18 protein-coding genes are annotated in these 21,941 nt (G+C 68.3%); 9 read left to right on the plus strand and 9 right to left on the minus strand.

Going from position 1 to position 21,941, the window contains the following annotated elements:
* The first annotated feature begins 1 nt into the window (after position 1).
* Positions 2–2,650: a fimbria/pilus outer membrane usher protein gene (locus VFE83_RS10745; RefSeq protein WP_324905912.1), complete on the plus strand. Its 2,649-nt coding sequence runs from the start codon at positions 2–4 to the stop codon at positions 2,648–2,650.
* Positions 2,651–2,666: 16 nt separating this feature from the next.
* The gene (locus VFE83_RS10750; protein ID WP_324905914.1) at positions 2,667–3,764 is read left to right on the plus strand and encodes a fimbrial protein; all 1,098 of its coding nucleotides are present in this window, start codon (positions 2,667–2,669) and stop codon (positions 3,762–3,764) included.
* Between the two features lie 43 nt (positions 3,765–3,807).
* Here the strand turns inward: VFE83_RS10750 and VFE83_RS10755 are convergent, their stop codons facing one another.
* The 5 genes from VFE83_RS10755 to VFE83_RS10775 all read right to left on the minus strand — a co-directional run bounded on the left by VFE83_RS10755 (position 3,808) and on the right by VFE83_RS10775 (position 8,712).
* Entirely contained in the window at positions 3,808–4,131 is a 324-nt protein-coding gene (locus tag VFE83_RS10755; RefSeq protein WP_324905916.1) for a hypothetical protein, read from the minus strand.
* 412 nt (positions 4,132–4,543) lie between these two features.
* Complete coding sequence (locus tag VFE83_RS10760; RefSeq protein WP_324905918.1) at positions 4,544–5,458, minus strand: 5'-nucleotidase, lipoprotein e(P4) family; 915 nt, start codon at positions 5,456–5,458, stop codon at positions 4,544–4,546.
* A gap of 129 nt (positions 5,459–5,587) precedes the next feature.
* Positions 5,588–6,085, minus strand: coding sequence for a GNAT family N-acetyltransferase (locus VFE83_RS10765; protein ID WP_324905920.1), 498 nt, complete (start codon positions 6,083–6,085; stop codon positions 5,588–5,590).
* Entirely contained in the window at positions 6,082–6,474 is a 393-nt protein-coding gene (locus tag VFE83_RS10770) for a VOC family protein (RefSeq protein ID WP_324905922.1), read from the minus strand. Before VFE83_RS10770 ends, VFE83_RS10765 begins: the two co-directional genes overlap by 4 nt.
* A 252-nt stretch (positions 6,475–6,726) precedes the next feature.
* The gene (locus tag VFE83_RS10775) at positions 6,727–8,712 is read right to left on the minus strand and encodes a UvrD-helicase domain-containing protein (protein ID WP_324905924.1); all 1,986 of its coding nucleotides are present in this window, start codon (positions 8,710–8,712) and stop codon (positions 6,727–6,729) included.
* Between the two features lie 241 nt (positions 8,713–8,953).
* On the opposite strand from VFE83_RS10775, the gene VFE83_RS10780 reads away from it, so the two are divergent.
* The 3 genes from VFE83_RS10780 to VFE83_RS10790 all read left to right on the plus strand — a co-directional run bounded on the left by VFE83_RS10780 (position 8,954) and on the right by VFE83_RS10790 (position 11,315).
* Complete coding sequence (locus tag VFE83_RS10780) at positions 8,954–9,691, plus strand: hypothetical protein (RefSeq protein ID WP_324905926.1); 738 nt, start codon at positions 8,954–8,956, stop codon at positions 9,689–9,691.
* 63 nt (positions 9,692–9,754) lie between these two features.
* Positions 9,755–10,630, plus strand: a complete 876-nt coding sequence (locus VFE83_RS10785; protein ID WP_324905928.1) for a methylglyoxal synthase — start codon at positions 9,755–9,757, stop codon at positions 10,628–10,630.
* A gap of 61 nt (positions 10,631–10,691) precedes the next feature.
* Positions 10,692–11,315, plus strand: coding sequence for a thymidine kinase (locus VFE83_RS10790; RefSeq protein WP_324905930.1), 624 nt, complete (start codon positions 10,692–10,694; stop codon positions 11,313–11,315).
* Between the two features lie 748 nt (positions 11,316–12,063).
* On the opposite strand, the gene VFE83_RS10795 is transcribed toward VFE83_RS10790, so the two are convergent.
* From VFE83_RS10795 to mutM, 3 genes are all read right to left on the minus strand, one after another.
* Positions 12,064–14,892 (minus strand): protein kinase domain-containing protein, encoded by a 2,829-nt coding sequence (locus VFE83_RS10795; RefSeq protein WP_324905932.1) that lies wholly within the window; start codon positions 14,890–14,892, stop codon positions 12,064–12,066.
* Between the two features lie 95 nt (positions 14,893–14,987).
* Positions 14,988–15,551 (minus strand): ECF-type sigma factor, encoded by a 564-nt coding sequence (locus tag VFE83_RS10800; RefSeq protein WP_324905934.1) that lies wholly within the window; start codon positions 15,549–15,551, stop codon positions 14,988–14,990.
* A 144-nt stretch (positions 15,552–15,695) separates the two neighbouring features.
* Positions 15,696–16,523, minus strand: coding sequence for a bifunctional DNA-formamidopyrimidine glycosylase/DNA-(apurinic or apyrimidinic site) lyase (gene mutM, locus VFE83_RS10805; protein WP_324905936.1), 828 nt, complete (start codon positions 16,521–16,523; stop codon positions 15,696–15,698).
* A gap of 111 nt (positions 16,524–16,634) precedes the next feature.
* Between mutM and VFE83_RS10810 the strand changes: the two genes are divergently transcribed.
* The 4 genes from VFE83_RS10810 to VFE83_RS10825 all read left to right on the plus strand — a co-directional run bounded on the left by VFE83_RS10810 (position 16,635) and on the right by VFE83_RS10825 (position 20,225).
* Positions 16,635–17,453 carry a CHAD domain-containing protein gene (locus VFE83_RS10810; RefSeq protein WP_324905937.1) on the plus strand — a complete coding sequence of 273 codons (819 nt, stop codon included), beginning with the start codon at positions 16,635–16,637 and terminating at the stop codon, positions 17,451–17,453.
* Positions 17,454–17,657: 204 nt separating this feature from the next.
* Positions 17,658–18,848, plus strand: a complete 1,191-nt coding sequence (locus VFE83_RS10815; protein ID WP_324905939.1) for a DesA family fatty acid desaturase — start codon at positions 17,658–17,660, stop codon at positions 18,846–18,848.
* 124 nt (positions 18,849–18,972) lie between these two features.
* Entirely contained in the window at positions 18,973–19,308 is a 336-nt protein-coding gene (locus VFE83_RS10820; RefSeq protein WP_324905941.1) for a hypothetical protein, read from the plus strand.
* Positions 19,309–19,412: 104 nt separating this feature from the next.
* Positions 19,413–20,225, plus strand: coding sequence for an MBL fold metallo-hydrolase (locus tag VFE83_RS10825; protein WP_324905943.1), 813 nt, complete (start codon positions 19,413–19,415; stop codon positions 20,223–20,225).
* A gap of 587 nt (positions 20,226–20,812) precedes the next feature.
* On the opposite strand, the gene VFE83_RS10830 is transcribed toward VFE83_RS10825, so the two are convergent.
* On the minus strand, positions 20,813–21,941 hold a 1,129-nt coding region (locus VFE83_RS10830), incomplete at its 5' end, for a PLP-dependent aminotransferase family protein (RefSeq protein ID WP_324905945.1).

The raw sequence follows: 21,941 nt of genomic DNA on the forward strand, positions 1-21,941 counted from the left end.
AGTGCCGGGCCGCGCCGTGCTCGGCACCGCCATCGCCTGCGCGTTGTTCGCGTGGGCCCCTGCGCATGCGGCCCCGGCCGCGCCGGCCGATGCCGAGTTCGACATGACCATGCTGGCCGGTGGCGCGCAGCAGCCGATCGACCTGTCGCGCTTCGAGCGGGCCAACGTGGTCACCCCGGGCGTGTACCGGCTCGACCTCTACATGGATGGCCAGTGGAGCGGTTCGACCGACGTGCGCTTCGCCGCGCCCACGCCCGATGCGGACGTCGTGCCCTGCTTCACGCCCGCGCTGTTCAACCTGCTGGGCCTGCCGGTCGACAAGCTCGACGAGGCCGCGCGGACGCGCCTGCACGCCGACGGCTGCGTCGCGTTGCCCGAGCTGATTCCCGACGCCGTCGCCGCCTACGACCAGGCCGAGCTGCGCCTGGACGTGACCGTGCCCCAGGCCTGGCTGGGTTACCGCGCCCGCGGCTATGTCAGCCCGGAGCAGTGGGATGCCGGCGTCACCGCCGGCCTGCTCAACTACAACGCCAACCTGTACCGCACGCGCAACGCCGGCATCGAACAGACCACCGGCTACGTCGGACTCAACGCCGGTTTGAACCTGGGTGCCTGGCGCCTGCGCCATGACGGCAGCTACAGCTGGCGCTCTGCCCTCGATGGCCTGCCGTCGCAGCGCGATTACCAGGCCATTTCGACCTACGCACGCCGCGACCTTCCCGACCTGCGCGCGCAGCTCACCCTTGGCGACAGCCACACCAGCGGCGAGCTGTTCGACAGCGTCGCCGTGCGCGGCCTGCAGCTGAGCACCGACGACCGCATGCTGCCCGAGTCGCAGCGCGGTTACGCGCCCACCGTGCGCGGCGTGGCCGAAAGCAACGCCCGCGTGAGCATCCGCCAGAACGGCGCGCTGTTGTATGAAACCACGGTCACGCCGGGCCCGTTCGTCATCGACGACCTTTACGCCACCGGCTACGGCGGCGATCTCTCGGTCACCGTGACCGAGGCCGACGGACGCGTACGCGAGTTCTCCGTGCCCTACGCCGCCGTGCCGCAGCAGCTGCGTCCAGGCAGTTCGCGCTTTTCCATCGCCGTCGGCGCCGTGCGCGAAACCGACGCGCAGGACGAGCCGATGCTGGTGCAGGCCACGCTGCAGCGCGGCCTGACCAATGCCGTGACCGGCTACGGCGGCATGCTTGGCAGCAAGGGTTACGGTGCGGCGCTCGGCGGCGTGGCGCTCAACACGCGCGCCGGCGCGATCGCGCTGGACCTGACGGTCGCGCGCACCGAACTGCCGGGCCAGGAGACGAGCAGCGGCCAGAGCGTGCGCGCCACATACAGCAAGATGCTGCCCAATGCCGGCACGTCCTTCAGCCTGGCGTCGTACCGCTACTCCACCAGCGGCTACTACAGCCTGCGCGAGGCGCTGGCGGCGCGCGACTTCGCGCTGGGGCGCTCGCTGGACGACATCTTTCCGGACCTGGACGAGACCGGCGTGCTGACACCGCAGCAGCGCGCCGCCCTGCAGAGCGCGCGCAACGCCAGCGTGCTGTCGTACCTGGACTCGCTCGACCGCCAGCGCAACCGCTTCGACCTCAACATGAGCCAGCGCCTGGGCGAACGCGGCGGCAACCTGTACGCCACGCTGTCCGCGCGCGACTACTGGACGCGCGAAGGCACCGACACGCAGTTCCAGATCGGTTACAGCAACAGCTTCCGCCGCCTCAACTACAACCTGTCGGCCAGCCGCCTGCGCGATTTCGACGGCCGCTACACCAACCAGTTCTTCGCCAGCGTCAGCGTGCCGCTGGGCGAGTCGCCGCGCGCGCCCATGCTCAACGCCGGCGTGGTGCGCGACAGCGAGGGCCAGCAGCAATTGCAGGCCAGCCTGGCCGGCGCGGTCGGCGATGCCTCGCAGTTCACCTACGGCGCGAGCGCCGCGCACAGCGACGAGCTGGGCACCTCCGGCAGCGTCAACGCCGGCTACCGCGGCAGCCTCGCGGCGGTGAACGCCAGCTACGGGCAAGGCGACGGCTACTCGCAGGCGGCGTTGAACGTCGCCGGCACCGTGGTCGCGCATCCGGGTGGCGTGACGATGGGCCAGCCGGCCGGCGAGACCATCGCGATCATCGACGCGCCCAACGCCACCGGCGCCCGCGTGGTCAACGCGCCAGGCGTGCGCATCAACCGCTTCGGCCATGCGCTGGTGCCGTACCTCAATCCGTACAACCTCAACACGGTGGAACTGGACCCCAAGGGCCTGCCGCTCGACGTGCAGCTGGCTTCCACCAGCACGCGCGTCGCACCGCGCGCCGGCGGTGTGTCGCTGCTGAAGTTCGAGACCGAATACGGCCGCGCGCTGCTGCTGCGCGTGCGCCTGGACGACGGACGCCCGGTGCCGTTCGGCGCGCAGGTCAGCGACCTGGGCGGCCGCGCGCTGGGCACGGTCGGCCAGGGCGGCAAGCTGCTGCTGCGTGGCGCGGCCGACGAAGGCACGGTCTCGCTGACCTGGCAGGACGCCGACAAGCCGATGCAGTGCACCTTCACCTACCAGACGCCGCAGCCGGTCAAGGGCGAGGCCGCCACCGCATACCCCGTCGTGGACGCGCGCTGCTCCCCGACGGTTACCTTCGCCGCCGCCAGCCTGTGATGGACCGGGCCTTCCGATGACTCCAGACGTCCTGCACCCGAATGCTTCCACTGCTCGCAAGAGGCCTGCGCTGCGAGCGTGGTGGCCGATTCTGTGGCTGGCGTTCATCGTCGCACTGTGGCCGGCGCATGCGCTGGCGGCGGCCTCCACGTGCAGGACGAACTCGTCGGGCAGTCTCTCCCTGGGCAACGTCACCGTGCCGCCAGGTGCGGCCGTCGGCACCTTGCTGGGCTCGCCGGTGCAGCTGACCATGGCGTTCACCTGCACCGACGTGCCGACCAACAGCTCGGGCAACAACCTCTACGTGCAGGCCGAAGTCATGGCCGCGCGGGACGCGACCGATCCGCAGGCCAGCGCGATCGTCTTCGCCACCAGCATCCCCGGCATCGGCGTGCGCCTGACCGGCGGCCCCGACGAAGTACATGCACGCGCGTGCCTGCGTTGCGGGCCGAACCAGAAGCCCGGTTTCGAGATTGGACCGCTGGAGCGCGAATGCACCAACACGTGGTTCGGGCGAGTGTGCACCGCCAGCGGCAGCCAGACGTTCTCGGCCCAGTTCGTGAAGACCGGTCCGGTCACGCCGGGCACGCTCAGCGGCGCGCAGCTGCTGCGCTTCTGGTGGTACGAATACGGCACCACGGCCAGCAGCGGCCCGATGGACACCTCGCTCACCCTCAACGGCGGCGCACGTGTAAGCACGGTGACCTGCACGGTCAACACCAGTTCGAAGAACATGACCGTGACGCTGCCCAGCGTCGCCGCGGCGCAGCTGCCCGGCATTGGCGCCACCGCCGGCTCCACGCGGTTCAACATCCAGCTGACCTGCCCGCAGGCCGGCGTGAGGACGAGCATCGCCTTCGCCACCAGCACTCCGCAGAGCGGAGCCGTCGGCGTGATCGCGCCCGGCACCGCGACCGGTGCGGCGCCCGGCGTCGGCATCCAGCTAACCACCGACGCGGACGTGCCGATGGCCTTCGACACCGTGCAGCCGGTCGGCAATTCGCTCAACGGCGCGTGGTCGCTGCCGTTCCGCGCCCGTTACTACCGGACCGGCAGCACCATCGGACCGGGAACCGTCACCGGCACCGCCAGCTTCACGATGACCTACGACTGATCGGACGCAGCTAAAGCTGCGCCGGTTCGTGACGTAAATCTCTTCAGTCCCAGGTCTGCGTGGCCACCCAGACCGGTTCTCCGCCGCGCGCCTGGACGTAATCGGCGTAATAGGTCACCAGTTGCGACCTGGCATGTGCCGCCGCCGGCTCGAGCCGCAGGGTGTAGGAAGCGGGAAGCGACGTTCCCGGACACTGTGTACGCAGGTGCTGCGGCACGTTCTGTGCAGGGGTTTGGATCGCGGCGGGAGCGCAGGTCGGTGTGACCACGCTGCCCGAGAACGAGATGCGACCGCCGGCCGCATGTGCGTTCGCCGTAACCACCAGTGCGCAGAGCACGGCGCCCACCGTGGCTCTGACTCGATTCATGGCCTTTCCTTGCGCTATGCGCGTAGTACGCCTGTTCGCTCCATCGGCTGGCCTGAAGCTTCCTTGAGGGGATAGCGCGCGCGACGTGAAGGAACTGCAACGGCCGTCACGCATGTCGGATGCGTGGCGCGGTCGCCTGTGCCTGTTCGTCAAGAAACCGTCGCGCCCGAGATGCGAAGGATGGATGGCTGCCGATGCCGATCGGCGAGTGAGCTGCGGTTGGGCGCACCGCGGCGAAGAAAAAGGAGGCCGTAGGCCTCCTTCAAGCCGGCTCGCGCCGGAGGACTTCGAGTTGTGGCATGGCTCCGGCTCGCGCCGGATGCCGGGCAGACTACCCGCGTGCCAAACCTAATGCAAGACTTTAAGTAGCTTCTTGCAAATCATTGATTGTATTGCGATCCGGTCGAACTGGTCAGGGCGCGACATCCAGCGCGGCGCGCTTGGCCTCACGACGGGCCTCGCGTGGCTGCGCCCAGTCGTTGTTGAACACCGCCGGCTCCCAGCTGCCGTAGGTGGGGTTGGGCAGCATCCACCAGCGCTCTCCGAACCAGTCGCCGTATTCGTCCAGCAGCTGCTCGCGGCCTTCGGGCGTGTTGGCGGTGATCTGCACGAAATCGCCGAGCTGATCGCCGAACTGCATCAGCACGCGGTACTGCTGGCCGGCCAGGCGACGGCGGCAGTTCTTCTCGCTGCCGTTCTGCTCGCAGCCTTCGACGAAGGTGCCCAGGCCCAGGAACACGCTGTCGTCCTTCACTGGCATGCCGACCGCCTTGAGGTTGGCGATGGTCGCGTCCTTCAGGTGCACCGCGCGGTTGGACAGGTACACGATGGTCACGCCCCTGGCTGCCGCGGCCTTCGCGAACTCGACCACACCCGGCACCGCCTTGGCCTTCTTCTCGGCCACCCAGGCGTCCCAGGTGATGTCGTCGTACTCCTTGCCGCCGCGCACCAGGCGCGCCTGGTACGGCGAGTTGTCCAGCACGGTCTCGTCCACATCCATGATCACCGCCGGCGGCAGCCCGGTGGCGGCGTTGCCGCGCTCGTCGGTAACCAGCGCGTCCCAGTTCTTTTCCTTCAGCGCCACATCCAGCTTGTCCGCGGCTGCGCGATACACGGTGGTCGTGGCGGCCTGGTACTCGGCGCTGGCCTGCACCCACAACACCGCATTGAGGTTGTCGTCGGCCACGGCGGCGGGTTTGGCCGGTGCCGCAGGCGTCGCGGCAGCGGGTGTCGCCTTGTCGGGCGGCGCGAGCGTATCCGCGCGCTGGCAGGCGCCCAGCGCAAGCACGCAGGCGAGGACGGAAAGGGCGAGGGAACGGTGTTGCATCGCGGATCCGGTGCGGCAAGGGATCGGCGAGTTTAGCCGAGGGCGATGGCGCGCCGATGTCGGGATGGCTGCAGTGCCCGAGCGGCCCGTTCGCGACCCTCGTCGAGGCGGTTCGCGAGCAAGCTCGCTCTACGCGGAGGCCTGCCACACCTGCAGCGACACCTGCTTGCGCCCCTCGGCGACCCACTGCGTGCCGACTTCCCGGAAACCGAAGCCCGCGTGGAAGCGGCGGGAGGCCTCGTTGGGCGGCTGCGTGTAGAACTCGCAGGCAACGGTATCGAAACCGTGCTCGCGCGCGAACCCGAACAGGTCGCGGTACAGCTGCGCACCCAGCCCGTGGCCCTGGTGCGTACGCGCGACGCATACACGGTCGATATAGAGAAAGCGCGGATAGCGCTGCGCGAACCACAGGTAGTTGGGACTGTCGTACGCAGCGCCTTCGCGGAAGGCGAGCAGGAAGGCGACGACGTCATCGTCCTCGCACACCACGCGGTGGTATGCCGCCTGCGCATCCAGCTGGCGCAATCGCGCGGCATCCAGCGGGCTGAGCATCTCCTCGGATTCCAGGTTGAGTTCGAGGATGCGCGCGTGGTCGACCTCGCGCGCTGCACGCAGGATGGTGCTCATGGTGTGGCCTCGTACAGTTCGATCGGAAGTCCGTCGGGATCGGCGAAGAAAGTGAAGCGCCGTCCGGTGTACTCGTCCACCCGCACCGGCTCAACGTCGATGCCCTGCGCCTGCAGCTGCGCCGCGGACTGCACGACATCGGCCACTTCGAATGCGAGATGCCGCAGGCCGCACGCCTCCGGATACGAAGGCCGCGGCGGCGGCGAAGGGAACGAGAACAACTCCAGCTGCGTGCCATCCGGCAGCGCGAGATCCAGCTTCCACGAATCGCGAGCTTCGCGGTACACCTCTGCGACGATGCGCAGCCCCAGTACCTGCGTGTAGAACCGCTTCGACCGCTCGTAGTCGGACGCGATGATGGCGACGTGGTGGATGCGCTGGAGGTTCATCGGCGAAACCTTACCGGTTTTCACGGCTGGTCTGGCTTCGAATTCGTCATTTCTGCGAAAGCGCCATTTGCGTTGCGCCAGCTCGTCGCTCTTGCTCGTCATCCCCGCGAAGGCGGGGATCCATCGCGCAACTGCGGCACGCATTTCGAAGGGCGGCATGGATTCGGACGCGTGGATCTCCGCCTCGGTGCGAATGCCGGAAAACGTCCGGCCGGCGGCATGGCTCCAGCGAGTGATCGCGGCAGTGCGGCGTCAGTCCGCCTCGCCCAGCAACGCCTTGATCGCCGCAAATCCCGCCGCCGCACGTTCCTGCTTGCGTGCCGCGTCGGCCACCGGGTCTGCGCCGTCGCGTTGGATCTCCGCCGTCGGGAGTTCGTCGAAGAAGCGGCTGGGCTGCAGGCGCATCTTGTCGCCCCAGCGCGACGCCTCACGCGAGTACGACAGCCACAGCTGTTCCTTCGCGCGGGTGATGCCAACGTAGAGCAGACGTCGTTCTTCTTCCAGCGAGCCTTCCTCCAGCGCCATCTCGTGTGGCAGCGTGCCGTCTTCCATGCCGACGATGAAGACGTATCGGAACTCCAGACCCTTGGCGGCATGCAGCGACATCAGTCGCACCTGGTTGCCCGCCTCGCCCTTGTCCGCGTGCGACAGCAACGCCAGCTGCGCGGCCAGTTCGCCCGGGCCCGAACCCTTGCCGCCGTCGAACCAGTCCGACAGTTCTTCCAGGTTCTCCTTGCGGCGCTGGAAACTCGCCTCGTCCTTGCACTGCGCGCGGATGGACGCGAGCAAGCCGCTCTTCTCGGCCAGCACGCGCACCAGTTCCGCCGGGCTGATCTTGAACGCTTCGCCGCGCAGATGGCGGACGATGTTGACGAAACCGTCCAATGCATTGGCCGCGCGCGGCTGCAATTGCTTCAGCACGCCGATCTGCTCGGCTGCGCGCGACATCGGCATGTGCATGTGCTGCGCCATCTCGGCGAGCTTCGAAAGCGTGGTCGCGCCGACTTCGCGCTTGGGGTTCTGCACCGCGCGCAGGAACGCCGCATCGTCGTCGGGGTTGGCGATCAGGCGCAGCCACGACAGGGCATCCTTCACTTCACCGCGTTCCAGGAACGCGGTGCCGCCGGACAAGTGATACGGCACGCGCAGCAACTGCAGCGCCTTCTCCAGCGCGCGGCTCTGGTGATTGCCGCGGAACAGGATGCAGAAATCGCTCCACGGTGCCTGCTTGGCCGCGGCGAGGAAGTGGATTTCCGCCGCAACCTTTTCCGCCTCGTGCGCGGCGTCGCGGCATTCCCACACGCGGATGCGTTCGCCGTCGGCCTGGTCGCTCCACAGCGTCTTGGGATGTTCGTGCGGGTTGTGGGCGATCAGTGCGTTGGCGGTGCGCAGCACGCGGTTGGAGCAGCGATAGTTCTGCTCAAGCTTGATGATCTGCAGCGCGGGATAGTCCTTGCCCAGATTGAGCAAGTTGTCCGGATTCGCGCCGCGCCAGGCATAGATGGACTGGTCGTCGTCGCCCACGCACGTGAACAGGCCCTTCTCGCCGGCTAGTGCCTTGAGCAGGCGGTACTGCGCGTCGTTCGTGTCCTGGCATTCGTCCACCAGCAGGTAGCCGATGCGTTCACGCCAAGCCAGGCGGACGTCCTCGTCGGACTCCAGGATCTGCACCGGCAGGCGGATCAGGTCGTCGAAATCCACCGCGTTGAACGTGGACAGCCGCGCCTGGTAGCGCTGGTACATCAGCGCCGCTTCCATCTCGCGCGGGCTCTTGGCCACAGCCAGCGCTTCCTCGGGCGACAGGCTCGCGTTCTTCGCGCGCGAAATGAGATTGCGCATGTCGTCGATCGCGTCGGGCTTGCTGCCCGGCGGCATCAGGTCCTTGATCTGCGCGGCACTGTCGTCGCTGTCGAACACCGAGAAGCCACGGCGCAGGCCGGCCTTGGCGTGGTCGATCTGCAGGAACTTCAGACCCAGTGCGTGGAAGGTGCACACGGTCAGCCCCTCGGCCGCATCGCCCCTGATGCGCTTGGCGACACGCTCCTTCATTTCCTTGGCCGACTTGTTGGTGAAGGTGATGGCCGCGATGCGCCGCGCCGGCATGCGCCCGGAGGAGATCAGGTGCGCGATCTTCTCGACGATGACGCGCGTCTTGCCGCTGCCCGCACCCGCGAGCACCAGCAGGGGGCCGTCTGTGTGCAGGACGGCGGCGCGTTGGGGAGGATTGAGTCCGTGCATTCGCGGGCAGGCGGCCAGTGAGCGGCCGCGTATTGTGCCCGAGTGGGACCGATCGCCGGACACGCAACCCCGTTCAGTGTGCGGGTGTGAACAATCGGATGGGCGGCTCGATGCGTGTTCCGTAGGGGAAACGGCGACGAGGCCGCGTCGGGCGGTCGAACAGGCATGGCCGGCGCACGCTGCGTTCGCAGCGGTATGCTTCGGCACAAAGCCGCTCGGCGCGGCAGGCGAGGAGACCGGCATGGAACTTCTGGCAACGATTGCGTTGATGCTCGCCACGTCCGGCCAGCCGGCTGAGCCATCGCCCGCGCCCGATGCGGAGACGGCGGTGCTCGCCGAAACCGACCGCATGGGTGCACGCGATTACGACGAGCGCACACGGTTGGCGCGCACGCATCCGAACGAACTCTGGCGCCTGCATGGCAGCGACCGCGCCGCGCAGGGCGACTGGGAGGATGCATTGCGCCACTTCCGCAAGGCGGCGCGTTATGCAGACAAATATTCGCAGCACCGCATCAGCCTGATGTACTGGCATGGCGTCGGCACCCCACGCGACCGTGCCCTGGCCTATGCCTGGGCGGACCTCGCCGCGGAACGCAGCTATCCGACTTTCGCCATCCTGCGCGAAAAGATGTGGCTGGAACTGGACGAGGCCGAGCGCGAGCGTGCCGTGCGCGAAGGCCGGGCGTTGTATGCCGAGTACGGCGATGTCGCCGCCAAGCCGCGGCTCGAGCGCGCCATCGCCCGTGCACGCACGCAGATCACCGGAACCCGCACCGGCTACCTCGACGGGCGCCTGCAGGTCGTCGGCCCCACAGGGGGCGCCGACATGTTCGGGGGACCGAGCAACTTCGATCTCGCGCCGATGTACGCCGCCTGGCGGCTCGACGCGGACCGCTACTGGGCGGTCGAGGACGCGATCTGGCGTCATGGCAACGTCGAGGTGGGGCCGACCGCTCCGGCCGATCCCGTGCCCTGAGCGTACCGACACGGATCCGTGCGAGCGCATAGACTGCGCGCTCGCATTCAACCCGGATCCGTCATGCGCCTGGGCCTGGCCGCCAACCGCCTGCACCACCTCAGTGAAAACGCCGCGCTGTTCCGCTGGCTGCGTGCCTGCGAGCCGGGCATCCGCGAACTGGGACTGGAACTGCACACCGTTGGGCGCACGTTCGACGCGATTGCTGCGGCGGGCATGCTCGCTGGCTATACCGGCCTGCGTCGGTATCCGTACGGCCGCGAGGGCGGGCTGATGAAGCTGGTCGCCGAGGTCGTTGGCCTGGGCACCCCGGAGCGCACGCTGGATGGCGCGATCTACCTGATCGATCCGGTCGACCCCTCGTCGGTGTTCCCGGAGGCCATCGCGCTGAAGCGCCAGTGCGTGATCCACGGCAAACCGTTCATCTCCACCATGGCCGGCGCGCGCGACTGGATCGAGGCCGAGCGCGTGCATGCCGGCCTCCCGGCGGATCCCGGTGCCGACGGCCTGCACGCGCTGGAGCGCCAGACCATTGCGCTGATCGCGCACGACGCGATGAAGCCGCAGATGCTGGCGTATGCCGCGGAGCACTTCGACGTACTGGCCCGCTTCGCTCATCGTGTGGCGACGGGTACCACCGGGCAGCGCCTCAACGAGCTGGCCTGGAGCCGCGGATGGCCGCAGCACCAGCCATGGGTGCATCGTTACGAGAGCGGCCCGATGGGCGGCGATGCGCAGATCGCCGACCTGGTGCTGGAGCACCGTTGCCAGCGCGCGATCTTCTTCGAGGACCCGCACGTGGCGCGCCAGCATGAGGCCGACATCCAGCTACTGGAGCGGGCTGTCACCACGGTCACGGACGAGGTGGTGTGCTTCACCTCGCCGGCGATGGCGCAGCGATGGGCCGCGGCCGTCCGCCTGCGCGCGCAGCACGGATAAAAGCGCCGGCAGCTTCCGAATCGAACCGCCGCCTGCGGCGCCCGCGCCGTAAACTGCGCGGATGGCAAAGCTCTATTTCTATTACTCGGCGATGAACGCCGGCAAGACGACGACGCTGCTGCAGTCGGCGCACAACTACCGCGAGCGTGGCATGCGCGTGGCGATCCTGACGCCGCGCCTGGACGATCGCGCCGGCGCCGGCGTGGTGGCCTCGCGCATCGGCCTGCGCTCGGAGGGCCTGGCGTTCGACCGCGAGGACGACCTTGAGGCCATGGTCAAGCGCGACATCGTGTTCAACGGCAAGCTCGACTGCGTGCTGGTGGACGAGGCGCAGTTCCTGACCAGGGCGCAGGTATGGCAACTAACGGAGATCGTCGACGCGCTGCGCATCCCGGTGCTGTGCTACGGCCTGCGCACGGACTTCCGCGGCGAGCTGTTCGAGGGCAGCCAGTACCTGCTGGCGTGGGCGGACGAGCTCGAGGAGATCAAGACCATCTGCCACACCGGCAAGAAGGCGACGATGGTGGTGCGCGTGGACGAGCAGGGCCGCGCGGTGCGCGAGGGGCCGCAGGTCGAGATCGGCGGCAACGACCGGTACATCTCGGTGTCGCGGGCGGAATACAAGAAGGTGATGCGCGGGGAAGGGAAGATCGAGCCGCTGCAGCCGGGTTTGCCGCTAGGTTGACCGTGCGGGGCGTCCGGTGACGACGCATCGCCACATTCCGCCGCTGCAGATCGCTCACGCCTTGTTTTGCCCGTCATCCCGGCGAAAGCCGCGATCCAGTTTCACCGTTGCTTTTGTTCTGTCGTTGCTGTTGTTCGTCATCCCCGCGAAGGCGGGGATCCAGGGACTTTTCACGCCTTACCAAGGCGAGCGCTACTACGGCTGGTGCTGCTGTTGCTGTTGCTGTCGAACAGCCAATCATGTCCCTAGACCCGTAGGGCGCCGCACAGGGATGTGCGGCGCATAGCAAGGAGGCACGGATGCCGACTTGCGGGGCCCCGACTCCGTCCCCGGTCGTGGGATTGCTTTGTCGGGGAAGACCCTTTCTTTGGGTTACTTTTCTTTGGGGCAGCAAAGAAAAGTGACCCGGCCGGCTTTAGACGGACGGAAGCTTTGGCTTCGTTGTTCAAGCGCACGGGAAAAGCGTGAAAAGTCCCTGGATCCCCGCCTTCGCGGGGATGACGAGCAAGAGCCACGGCAGACGAGTAAGGGCCACGGCAGACGAGCGAGAGCAACGGCAACGTGGATCCCGCCTTTCGCCGGGATGAAAGGCGACGGCGATAGACGTTGCAACCGAGAGGCGTCCGGCAGAGCGTGAAAAGTTCCTGGGTCTCCGCCTTCGTAGGGATGACGAGCAAAGAGCAAGAGCGCGCCGCGCCGGCAGCGGCGTGTAGAGGGTGCTCACGAACAGCGCGGCATAACCCGCGAACTACCCACACCCCCGCACGATCGCCGCCACCTCGCGCGTGATCGCGCCGCCATCGGGTTGTGCAGTTCGCAGTTGCTCCTGCAGCGTGCCGAGTTTCGCCAGGGCCGGGTCGCGGTCGGGGCCGTGGCAGCGCAACTGGGCGGAGTAGGCCTGCGCGCGCCAGGAGGTACGGCGCAGGTCGAGGTCGGTGGGCGAGAGACCGGCCAGTGCATCCAGCCGCGTCAGCGCGGAATCGTCGCCGTCCAGTGCCTGCTGCCGCGCCAGCGCGAGTTCCGCCTCGCGCGTGTTGGGATGCGTGCTTCCGTAGCCGTTACGCGTCAGGGTGACGGCCTGCGCCAGGTGCGCCATGCCATGGTCCTTTCGCCCAAGGGAGATTTCGATCTGGCCGAGCAGGCGGTCCGTGTCGCCGATCAGCGGATGGCGTGGGCCCAGGAGCCCGGTGCGCAATTCGCGCGATTCGGTCACCGCCTTCGAGGCGGCGCGATCGCGCCCCGTGGCGTGCAGCAGGCGAGCCTGGTCGAACAATGCATCCGCCAGTTCCGCGGGATCGCCCAGCTTGCGTGCCAGTGTCACGGCGTGCTGTGCCGCTGCATGCGCCGTTGCGTTGTTGCCGCGTTCCCACGCAACCTGGGCGAGGCGTCGCTGCAGGCGTCCCACTTCGCGCGTCGCGCGTCGCATTTCGAGCGGATCGCCGCCGGCGGCAATGCGGACCTGCTGCAACGCGATCGCCTCTTCCAGTTCGCCCTGCGCGGCCGCGTAGTGGCCCTGCTCGATGTGCAGCAGCGCCAGTTGCCGACGCAGCGACAGCGTGGCCGGATGTTGCGCGCCGTACACCTCCAGCGCCAGCGTGTGCGCGTCATCGGCGGCACGCTCTGCTGCATCGGTCTGGCCCAGGCCCTGTCGCAACGATGCTTCGCGCGAGCCGATTTCGACCATCAGCGCATGGCGGTCGCCGACCTTCTGCCGCAGTTGCTGGCGTGCACGGCCGTAGCCCTGCAGCGCGGCGCCCGACTGGCCTGCATCGGCCTGCAGATTGGCCAGGTCGATCAGGTTCTCGACCGTGCCGACGTCGTCGCGATCATCGCGGCGCAGCGCGAGCGAGCGCTCGAACAGCTGGCGCGCGCCCTGCATCTCGCCGTTGTCGCGGCGGCAGCGGCCGAGTTGCGAGTAGAACTCGCTGACCTGCGGAGGCAGCTGCGCCTGTTCGCGCCGCGCGGTGGCGAGCGCCGGTTGCATCAGCACGATGCAGTCGCGCGGCTGGCCCAGCAGGCGCAGCACCTGGCCGCGCTGGGTCAACGATTCCAGCTGCAGGCTGACGGGAATCTCGTCGGTGCCGGCGAGCACCGCGGCCTGACGATTGAGCAGCCCCAATGCCTCGCGGTAATCGCCCAGGCCGATGCGCAGGCGCGCGATCACGCCGTACAGTTCGGCGCGCGCGCGCGGCTGCCGCGCGAGTTCGCGATTGCCGCGCTCGAGCGATCCGTCCAGCAGTCCGCGCAGGTCCAGCGCCTGACCTTCCGGCGTGCCGCGTGCACTTTCGAACACGCCCACCATGAAGTCCTGCATCGCCTGCGCGCGACCGGCCTCGGCCACCGCCTCGCGTGCCTGCCACGCCACGATTGCAAGCGCCGCGCTCAACACCACGGCCACCAGCGCGCCGGTGCCGAGCGACCAGCGATGCCGGCGCAGGTACTTGCCGAAGCGATAACCCACGCTCTGCGGACGCGCCTGCACGGGGCGGCCGGCCTCGTAGCGGCTCAGGTCGAGCGCAAGCGCCTCCACCGACGGATAGCGTTGCTCGGGCCGCTTGGACAGCGTCTTGAGCACGATGTTGTCGAGGTCGCCGGCCAGCATGCGCGCATGGCGACGCAGCGCGTGCACGTCGGCGCCGCTGTCTTCCGCACGACGCAGCACGGTGTGGGAAGGTCGCTGCGGATCGGCCGCGAGGATGGCTTCTTCCCACTCCGCGTCGGTCTGCCGTTTGAGGCGGTATGGCTTGGTGTCGGTGAGCAGTTCGAAAAGCACCACGCCCAGTGCGTACACGTCGGTCATGGTGGTGACGGGTTCGCCACGCACCTGCTCCGGTGCCGCGTAGTGCAGGGTGAAGGCGCGCACGCCGGTGCGCGTCTGCTCGATCATCGGCGCTTCGGAATCGAGCAGCTTGGCGATGCCGAAATCGAGCAGCCGCACGTCGCCGCTGGGCGTCACCAGGATGTTCGATGGCTTGAGGTCGCGATGCACGATGAGGTTGGCGTGCGCATGGCTCACCGCATCGCAGATCTGCTGGAACATCTTCAGCCGCTGCTCCAGCGGCAGCTGGTGGTTGCGGCAATAGTCGGTGATCGGCTCGCCTTCGACGTATTCCAGCGCGAGGTACGGCAGGCCGTCGCTGCTGATGCCGGCGTCCAGCAGGCGCGCGATGTGCGGATGCGCCAGCCGCGCCAGGATCTGCCGCTCGCGTGAGAAGCGGATGCGCAGGTTGCTGTCGGTGAGACCCGGGCGCAGCAGTTTCAGTGCGACGCGACGCTGGTACAGGCCATCCGCGCGCGCGGCCAGCCACACCTGGCCCATGCCACCTTCGCCGAGCAGACGTTCCAGCCGGTACGGCCCGACCTCCGCGCCGGTCCGCAGGCCGGCCATCGGCGCGATCAGCGGCTCGGACAGGAAGTCCTCATGGCCCTCCTCCAGCGTGATCAGCGTCTGCAGTTCCTCGGCGAGCGCCGGGTCTTCCTCGCGCAGCTTTTCCAACCGGTGCGCGCGGGCGTCAGGCTCCAGCTCGAAAAGCGCGTCGAGCAGGGGAGAGATGCGTTGCCAGCGCTCGGGATCCATCGTTCAGGGGCCGGGGATCAGGGGCCGGGGCCCGGGGAACAGCGACGCATCGCAACCTTCGCGACACCCGAAATATTTTTCTCTGGCCTCTGGCCTCAGTCGTCCTTCAACGAGGCAAGCAGGAACAACCGCGCCTTCTGCCAGTCGCGGCGGATGCTGCGCTCGGATCGCTCCAGCAGCGCGGCGATCTCCAGCTCGGACAGGCCGGCGAAGTAGCGCAGCTCCACCACCTGCGCCAGGCGCGGATCGACCGCGGCCAGCTTGGTCAGCGCGGTGTCGAGGCCCAGCGTGTCCTCGTCCAGGCGCAGGCCGCCTTCGACGTCGTCGGGAAGCTCCGTGACGCGATGCAGGTCGCCGCCGCGCTTCTGCGCCAGACGTTGGCGCGCGTAGTCGACCACAACGCTGCGCATGGCCGAGGCGGCATAGGCGAAGAAATGCGCGCGGTCGTCGAACTGCGCCTCGCGGCGGCCGATCAGCTTGAGGTAGGCCTCGTGCACCAGCGCGGTGGCATCCAGTGTCTGGCCATGCTGGCCGGCCAACTGGCGGCGGGCCATGGTGTGCAGCTCCTGGTAGAGCGTCGCCAGCACGCGGTCGAGCGCACCGCGATCGCCATCACGCGCGGCATCCAGCAGCAAGGTGATATCTGCAGTCTCGGCCATAGGGGCCCCCATGCGCAGTGCGAGGGACTATAGCGCTTTTCGTGACCGTCACCTCGAAAAAGTCGCATCAGAAAGCGACCCGCCGGCGGCTAAGTTTTTTCCGACGATCGGCCGTAAGCAGCCAGCGGCGCCCGGCCGGAGCCGCTATTTCTGGCAGTGCCCGCACCACACCGTGGTGCGTTGGCCGATCGAGGCCTGCTTCAGCGGCCGGCCGCAGCGCGGGCACGGTTCTCCGCCGCGGCCGTAAGCGGACAGTTCCAGCTCGAAGTAGCCAGGTTCTCCGTCCGGGCTGATGAAGTCGCGCAACGTGGTGCCGCCGCGCTCGATGGCGTAGCGCAGGATCTTCCGGATCTCCTCGGCGAGTCGTGCATAGCGCTCCCGCGAGACCTTGCCGGCCGCGCGCAGGGGCGAGATGCCCGCGGCAAACAGGGCCTCGGCCGCATAGATGTTGCCCACGCCCACCACCACCCGCTGGTCCATCAGGAAGGTCTTCACGGGGGCGCTGCGACCGCGGCTCATGGCGAACAGGTAATCGCCGTCGAAGGCCTCCGACAGCGGCTCCGGGCCGAGGTCCGCCAGCAGTTCGTGGGTCTCGCCCGGCGGCTGCCACAGCAGGCAGCCGAAACGGCGCGGATCGTTGAAGCGCAGCACGCGTCCCGGCGGGCCCCGGCCCTCGTCGAGCGCGATGTCGACGTGGTCGTGCGCGCGCAGCGGCGTGTCGCCGGGCAGCACGCGCAGGCTGCCGGACATCCCCAGGTGCAGCAGCGCGCTGCCGGCCGCGGTGTCCAGCAGCAGGTACTTGGCGCGCCGGCGTACCGCGTCGATGCGCTGGCCGGGCAGCAGCTCGGTGATCTCCGGCGGAATCGGCCAGCGCAGATTGGGACGGCGCAGCGTCACGCCGGCGACGCGGCGGCCTTCGACATGCGGCGCCAGGCCGCGGCGGGTGGTTTCGACTTCGGGTAGCTCGGGCATGCGGCAAGCGTACTATCCGGTGCCATGCATGCCTCCCGCGGCCCCGTTTCCGGTCGGGCCGGCCGTTCACGGTCAGCGTCCGCGCGGCCTTCACGTGGGTCGCGTAGGCGCATGCAGCCGGAAAACATCGGTGAAGCACTTCGCGACTACGCGCTGTCCGAACTCGACGCCGCACGGCTGGCCCTGGCCTCCACGGAGGATGCGCAAGCAGTCCATGAAGGCGTGCACCAGGCGCGCAAGGCGATCCGGCGCACGCGCGCAGTATTGCGGATGGGCGACGGCATCCTCGGTCCGGGGGCGGGCCTCATCGACCGCGAACTGCGCGCCCTCAACACCGGCCTGTCGCAGCTGCGCGACGCGCAGGCGCTGGTGGAAACGCTGCAACGGCTGCTCGCCGGCAAGCACAAGGCATCGGTGCACACGCCACTGGAGCGCGTATTGGACGCGGCCATCGCCGTCCGCAACGCGTGCACTACCAATGCGGTGTTGCTCGATCCGGGTCTGGCGTCACGACGTGCCTTGCTCGACGTGATGCATGCCGCGCTGCCCGCGCTGCAATGGTCGCGGCTGACGCCGTCCGCGCTGCGCATGGCGCTGGCCGACGGCGATGCCCTTACGCATCAGGCGCGCGAACGTGCCGCGCAGCGCGACCGCGACGAAGACTGGCACCGCTGGCGGCGTCGCGCGCGCCGCGCAACCCATCAGCGTCGGGCGCTCGAGGCGATCGGCGTCGACGTGAAGGCCGCGGCCGATGCCGCCGACAAGCGCATCGCCGAACGCCTGGGACGCGCACAGGACCTGACTTTGCTGCTCGATTACTGCGGTCGCGACTCCCCATTCAGCGAAGAGGACCGCATCGCACTGCGCCGATACGCCAAGCCCGCGCTGGAACGGCGCCGTCGGCGTCTCACGGCGGCGGCACGCGGTTGACCGCGTCGCGGCGTGTCTTCACACGCGATCGGCCGTGCGTCTTCACGCATTGCATGAACGTCGCGCCGCGCCTTGCTTGCGGCGGCGACTGAACGACCCCATCACGGTTCAGAGCCCATACCGGCGCGAACGGAGGGCGTCCACTGGCATGATGCCCAAGGCCGTGTCCGGCCGGCTTCCCGCGCGTTCCACGGAGTTTCCGCGATGTCCCTGTCCCTGATCGATTTCCTCGCCGGTGGCCTGCTGCAGGCCAGCTGGGGCGAACTGCTGATCTATCTGCTGGTGGTCACGCAGCTGACGATCTTCTCGGTCACGCTGTACTTGCACCGCTCGCAGGCGCATCGCGCCGTCGACTTCCATCCGGTGCTGGCGCACTTCTTCCGCTTCTGGTCGTGGCTGACCACCTCGATGATCACCAAGGAGTGGGCGGCGATCCATCGCAAGCACCACGCCAAGTGCGAGACCGAGGAAGACCCGCACAGCCCGCAGTTCAAGGGCATCGACACGGTGATGTGGCGCGGCGTCGAGCTGTACCGCGATGCGCGCACGCAGCGCGAGGACATCGAGAAGTACGGCAAGGGCTGCCCGGACGACTGGATCGAGCGCCACCTGTACACGCCGCACGCGACGATGGGACCGACGCTGCTGCTGTTCATCAGCTTCGCGCTGTTCGGCTTCGCCGGCGTGGCGGTGTGGGCGGTTCAGATGCTGTGGATTCCGTTCTGGGCCGCCGGCATCGTCAACGGCCTGGGCCACTGGTGGGGCTACCGCAACTTCGAGACCACCGACACGGCCACCAACCTCACGCCGTGGGGCTTCTGGATCGGCGGCGAGGAACTGCACAACAACCACCATGCCTTCCCGTCGTCGGCGAAGTTCGCGCTGCGCAAGTGGGAATTCGATATCGGCTGGAGCGCGATCAAGCTGCTGGAAAAGGTGAAGCTGGCCAAGGTGCTGCGCGTGGCGCCGACGCTGGACGTGCGCCCCAACATCGCCATGCCGGACGGCGAGACGCTGAAGGCGCTGCTCGCGATCCGCTTCCAAGCGATGACCGACTACTACCGCAGCGTCACGCTGCCGGCCCTGCGCGAGGCGAAGTTCAAGCTGCCGCGCAAGATGCGCCACGGCCTGGCCGACGGCGGCCGCTGGCTGGACGAGGACAAGCGCGCCAAGCTGCAGGCATGGCTGGCCGAACGGCCGAAGATGGCGACGCTGGCCGATTTCCGCCAGCGCCTTGCGCACGTGCTGGACGACCGCTCGCATGACGCGCAGGCCACGCTGCAGAAGCTGCACGCGTGGTGCGTGGAAGCCGAAGCCAGCGGCATCCAGGCGCTGCAGGCATTCTCCGCGCGCCTGAAGGGCTACGCGCTGGCGCCGGCACGCACGGCCGGATGATCCGCGCCTGATGGTCCTCGTCGCGATGGATCGCACACCCGGGAAGCCCGCACGGCGACGCGCGGGCTTCCTGTTTTGCATCGCCCTCGCATGCGCGGCGGACGCCAGCGCGCAGCGCGTGCCGATGACATTGAACCGCGCACCCGCAGCGGTGCCGGTCGAGCCATCGCCGTCCGTTGCTGGCCCCGTCGAAGCCAGCAGCGACTACCTGACGCGCATGGATGCCGACCGCGACGGCCGCGTATCGCTGGCCGAATACCAAGACTGGCTCAGCTACGCCTTCACCCGCATGGATGCGAACGGCGACGGCACACTCGCGCCGGAGGAACTGCCGGGCGGCCGTGGCAAGCCGGTCGCGCTGGCCGAACATCGACAGACGCTCGCCGAGCGCTTCGCCCGCCAGGACCGCAACCGCGACGGCTTCCTGGACGCGCAGGAACTGCTGGCGCCGCCGCAGTAGGCCGACTGGTTCCCCGGAATTCGCCGTAACTGGTCCGCGACGACGCAGGACGTCTTCCTAGCCTGATCGTGCACGAGGCACAGCTGCCTCACCGGAGCACGACCATGCCCTGCTTCATCTGCGAGACCTGCGGCACGCAGTACGCGCCTTCCGCGACGCCCCCGGAACGCTGCCCGGTGTGCGAGGACGAGCGCCAGTACGTCGGCTGGAACGGCCAGACCTGGACCACGCACGAGCAACTCGCGCAGCGTTACCGTCTGCGCATCGAGGAAGACGCCGGCCTGCTCGGCATCGGCCTTCCCACCGACTTCGCGATTCCGCAACGCGCTCTGTTGCTGCCCACCGATGCCGGCAACCTGCTGTGGGAATGCGTGAGCCTGGTCACCGACGAAGCGGTCGTCGCGCTGCGCGCGCGCGGCGGCGTGGACCGCATCGTCATCTCGCACCCGCACTTCTACACGTCCATGGTGGAGTGGAGCGAAGCGCTGGGCGGCGTGCCGATCCTGCTGCACGAGACGGACCGCGAATGGGTGCAGCATCCTTCGGACCGCATCGAGTTCTGGAGCGGCGAGCGTCTGTCACTCTCGGACGACGTCACGCTGATCAACGTCGGCGGCCATTTCGATGGCAGCACCGCGCTGCACTGGAAACGCGGCCCGCACGAGGGCGGTGCGCTGTTCCCCGGCGACGCGCTGCAGGTGGTGTTCGACCGCCGGCACGTGACCTTCATGTACAGCTACCCCAACTACATTCCGATGAAGACGCGCGACGTGCGCACGATGCGGGAGCGCTTGCGTGGCCTGGAGTTCGAGGATGTGTACGGATACACGTGGAAGCGGAACATCCTCGGTGGCGGGCGCAAGGCGGTGGATGCGTCGTTCGACAGGTACCTGGGGGCGGTGATGGAGGTGGGCTGAGGCCCGCCCTCTGCGCCTGATATGCCGGCGCAAGTCGGGATCCGGGTTGCCGTTGTTCGTCTTTGCGATGCTAGCGCTCGTCCGCCGATGCTCTCGCTCGTGAGCCCGTTGCTCTTGCTCGTCGTCCCCACGAAGGTGGGGATCCAAGGACTTTTCACGCTTCACCGTCAGATTGCAGGTGGCCGATCAGTTGCCGTTGTTGTTGCTCGTCATCCCCGCGAAGGCGGGGATTCATGGACTTTTCACGCTTTCCCGGTGCGCTCGAACAGCGACAGCCAAAGCTTCCGTCCGTCTAAAGCCGGCCGGGTCACTTTTCTTTGCTGACCCAAAGTCCGACTGGATTCCCTTCGGTCAAACGTAACCAAAAGAAAGGGTCTTCCCCGACGAAGCAATCCCACGACCGGAGAGGGAGTTGGTGCCTTCGCGAGTCGGCATCCCTGCCTCCGCGGTCAGCAGCGCACGTCCTGTGCGCTGCCCTCCGGGGCTAGCAGTGTGGTTGGCTGTTCAACAACAGCAACAGCAATCTCAACCGTCATCACGACGGCAGCCTCTGCAGCAACTAACAGCCATGTGCTGCATCAGCCAAATCACCGCAGCGAGTTCGCAAGCCCCAGCAACCGCGTGCGCGCCTCCCCTTCATCGATGCACCCGATGCCCAGCACCACGCCATCTCCCGTCTCGTCGCATTGACGGAAGGCACGCAGCGACTGCGCCCCCGGCAAATGCGTGCGCAGCAGGGGCATGAGGGCCTCCGCCGCGTTCGCCTCGCGGAACCTCGCCGCCAGATGGATGCCGGCTTCGGAGGGAATGGGCGCCAGCCAGTGCGACAGCGGGCCATCGAGTGCCTGCAGCACGACGTCACGGCGCGCCGCGTACACGCGGCGCATGCGGCGGACGTGACGCGCCAGGTGGCCTTCGAGAATGAAATCGGCCAGCGCGTCCTGCAACTGCGCATTGCCGCAGGTGTCCGCACTTTCCCTCGCCGCGGCGAGAGCGCCCTGCAGCCAGGCCGGTGCCACCACATAGCCGATGCGCAGCGACGGAAACAGGCTCTTGGAGAACGTGCCGACGTAGACCACGCGGCCGTCGCGGTCCAGCGTCTGCAAGGCGTCCAGCGGGCGCGCGCCGTAGCGGAACTCGCCGTCGTAGTCGTCTTCGATCACCAGCGCGTCGCGCTCCCGCGCGAAGGCGAGCAGCGCCTGTCGTCTCGCCATCGACATCGGCACGCCGGTTGGATACTGGTGCGACGGCGTCACGTACACGATGCGCGCGTCGTCCGGCAGCAGGTCCACGCGCAGGCCTTCATCGTCAACGGGGACGGACACAACCTGCGCGCCCGCATGGGTGAAGGCGTCGCGCACCGTCGGATAACCGGGGTCCTCCACTGCCACCGTGGTGCGTCCGGGCGTGACGAGCAGCCGCGCCAGCAGGTCGAAGGCCTGGCGTGCGCCGGCGGTGACGATCACGTCCTGCGCGCGCACGGCCACCGCGCGTGCGAACGACACGTGCCCGGCGATCGCCTCGCGCAGGCGCGGGCGACCGTGCGGCGGCTGGTACCCGAATGCCGCGCCATGCCGCGGGTGGAACGCGCGCGCGAGTAGCCGTCGCCACACGTCGAACGGCACCTGCCGGTGATCCGGCACGCCCAGGCGGAAGTCCTGCGTCCATGCATCGCCCGTCGATACCGCGCTGCTCCACCCGGGCGGCTGCCAGGGC

The organism is Lysobacter sp. (assembly GCF_035655815.1).
In the GTDB taxonomy this organism is placed as follows: Bacteria; Pseudomonadota; Gammaproteobacteria; order Xanthomonadales; family Xanthomonadaceae; genus Lysobacter_J.

Coding starts and splice junctions, on each gene's coding strand:
- VFE83_RS10750 (WP_324905914.1), top strand. CDS start 2,667: ATGACTCCAGACGTCCTGCACCCGAATGCTTCCACTGCTCGCAAGAGG.
- VFE83_RS10755 (WP_324905916.1), bottom strand. CDS start 4,131: ATGAATCGAGTCAGAGCCACGGTGGGCGCCGTGCTCTGCGCACTGGTG.
- VFE83_RS10760 (WP_324905918.1), bottom strand. CDS start 5,458: ATGCAACACCGTTCCCTCGCCCTTTCCGTCCTCGCCTGCGTGCTTGCG.
- VFE83_RS10765 (WP_324905920.1), bottom strand. CDS start 6,085: ATGAGCACCATCCTGCGTGCAGCGCGCGAGGTCGACCACGCGCGCATC.
- VFE83_RS10770 (WP_324905922.1), bottom strand. CDS start 6,474: ATGAACCTCCAGCGCATCCACCACGTCGCCATCATCGCGTCCGACTAC.
- VFE83_RS10775 (WP_324905924.1), bottom strand. CDS start 8,712: ATGCACGGACTCAATCCTCCCCAACGCGCCGCCGTCCTGCACACAGAC.
- VFE83_RS10780 (WP_324905926.1), top strand. CDS start 8,954: ATGGAACTTCTGGCAACGATTGCGTTGATGCTCGCCACGTCCGGCCAG.
- VFE83_RS10785 (WP_324905928.1), top strand. CDS start 9,755: ATGCGCCTGGGCCTGGCCGCCAACCGCCTGCACCACCTCAGTGAAAAC.
- VFE83_RS10790 (WP_324905930.1), top strand. CDS start 10,692: ATGGCAAAGCTCTATTTCTATTACTCGGCGATGAACGCCGGCAAGACG.
- VFE83_RS10795 (WP_324905932.1), bottom strand. CDS start 14,892: ATGGATCCCGAGCGCTGGCAACGCATCTCTCCCCTGCTCGACGCGCTT.
- VFE83_RS10800 (WP_324905934.1), bottom strand. CDS start 15,551: ATGGCCGAGACTGCAGATATCACCTTGCTGCTGGATGCCGCGCGTGAT.
- mutM (WP_324905936.1), bottom strand. CDS start 16,523: ATGCCCGAGCTACCCGAAGTCGAAACCACCCGCCGCGGCCTGGCGCCG.
- VFE83_RS10810 (WP_324905937.1), top strand. CDS start 16,635: ATGCAGCCGGAAAACATCGGTGAAGCACTTCGCGACTACGCGCTGTCC.
- VFE83_RS10815 (WP_324905939.1), top strand. CDS start 17,658: ATGTCCCTGTCCCTGATCGATTTCCTCGCCGGTGGCCTGCTGCAGGCC.
- VFE83_RS10820 (WP_324905941.1), top strand. CDS start 18,973: ATGACATTGAACCGCGCACCCGCAGCGGTGCCGGTCGAGCCATCGCCG.
- VFE83_RS10825 (WP_324905943.1), top strand. CDS start 19,413: ATGCCCTGCTTCATCTGCGAGACCTGCGGCACGCAGTACGCGCCTTCC.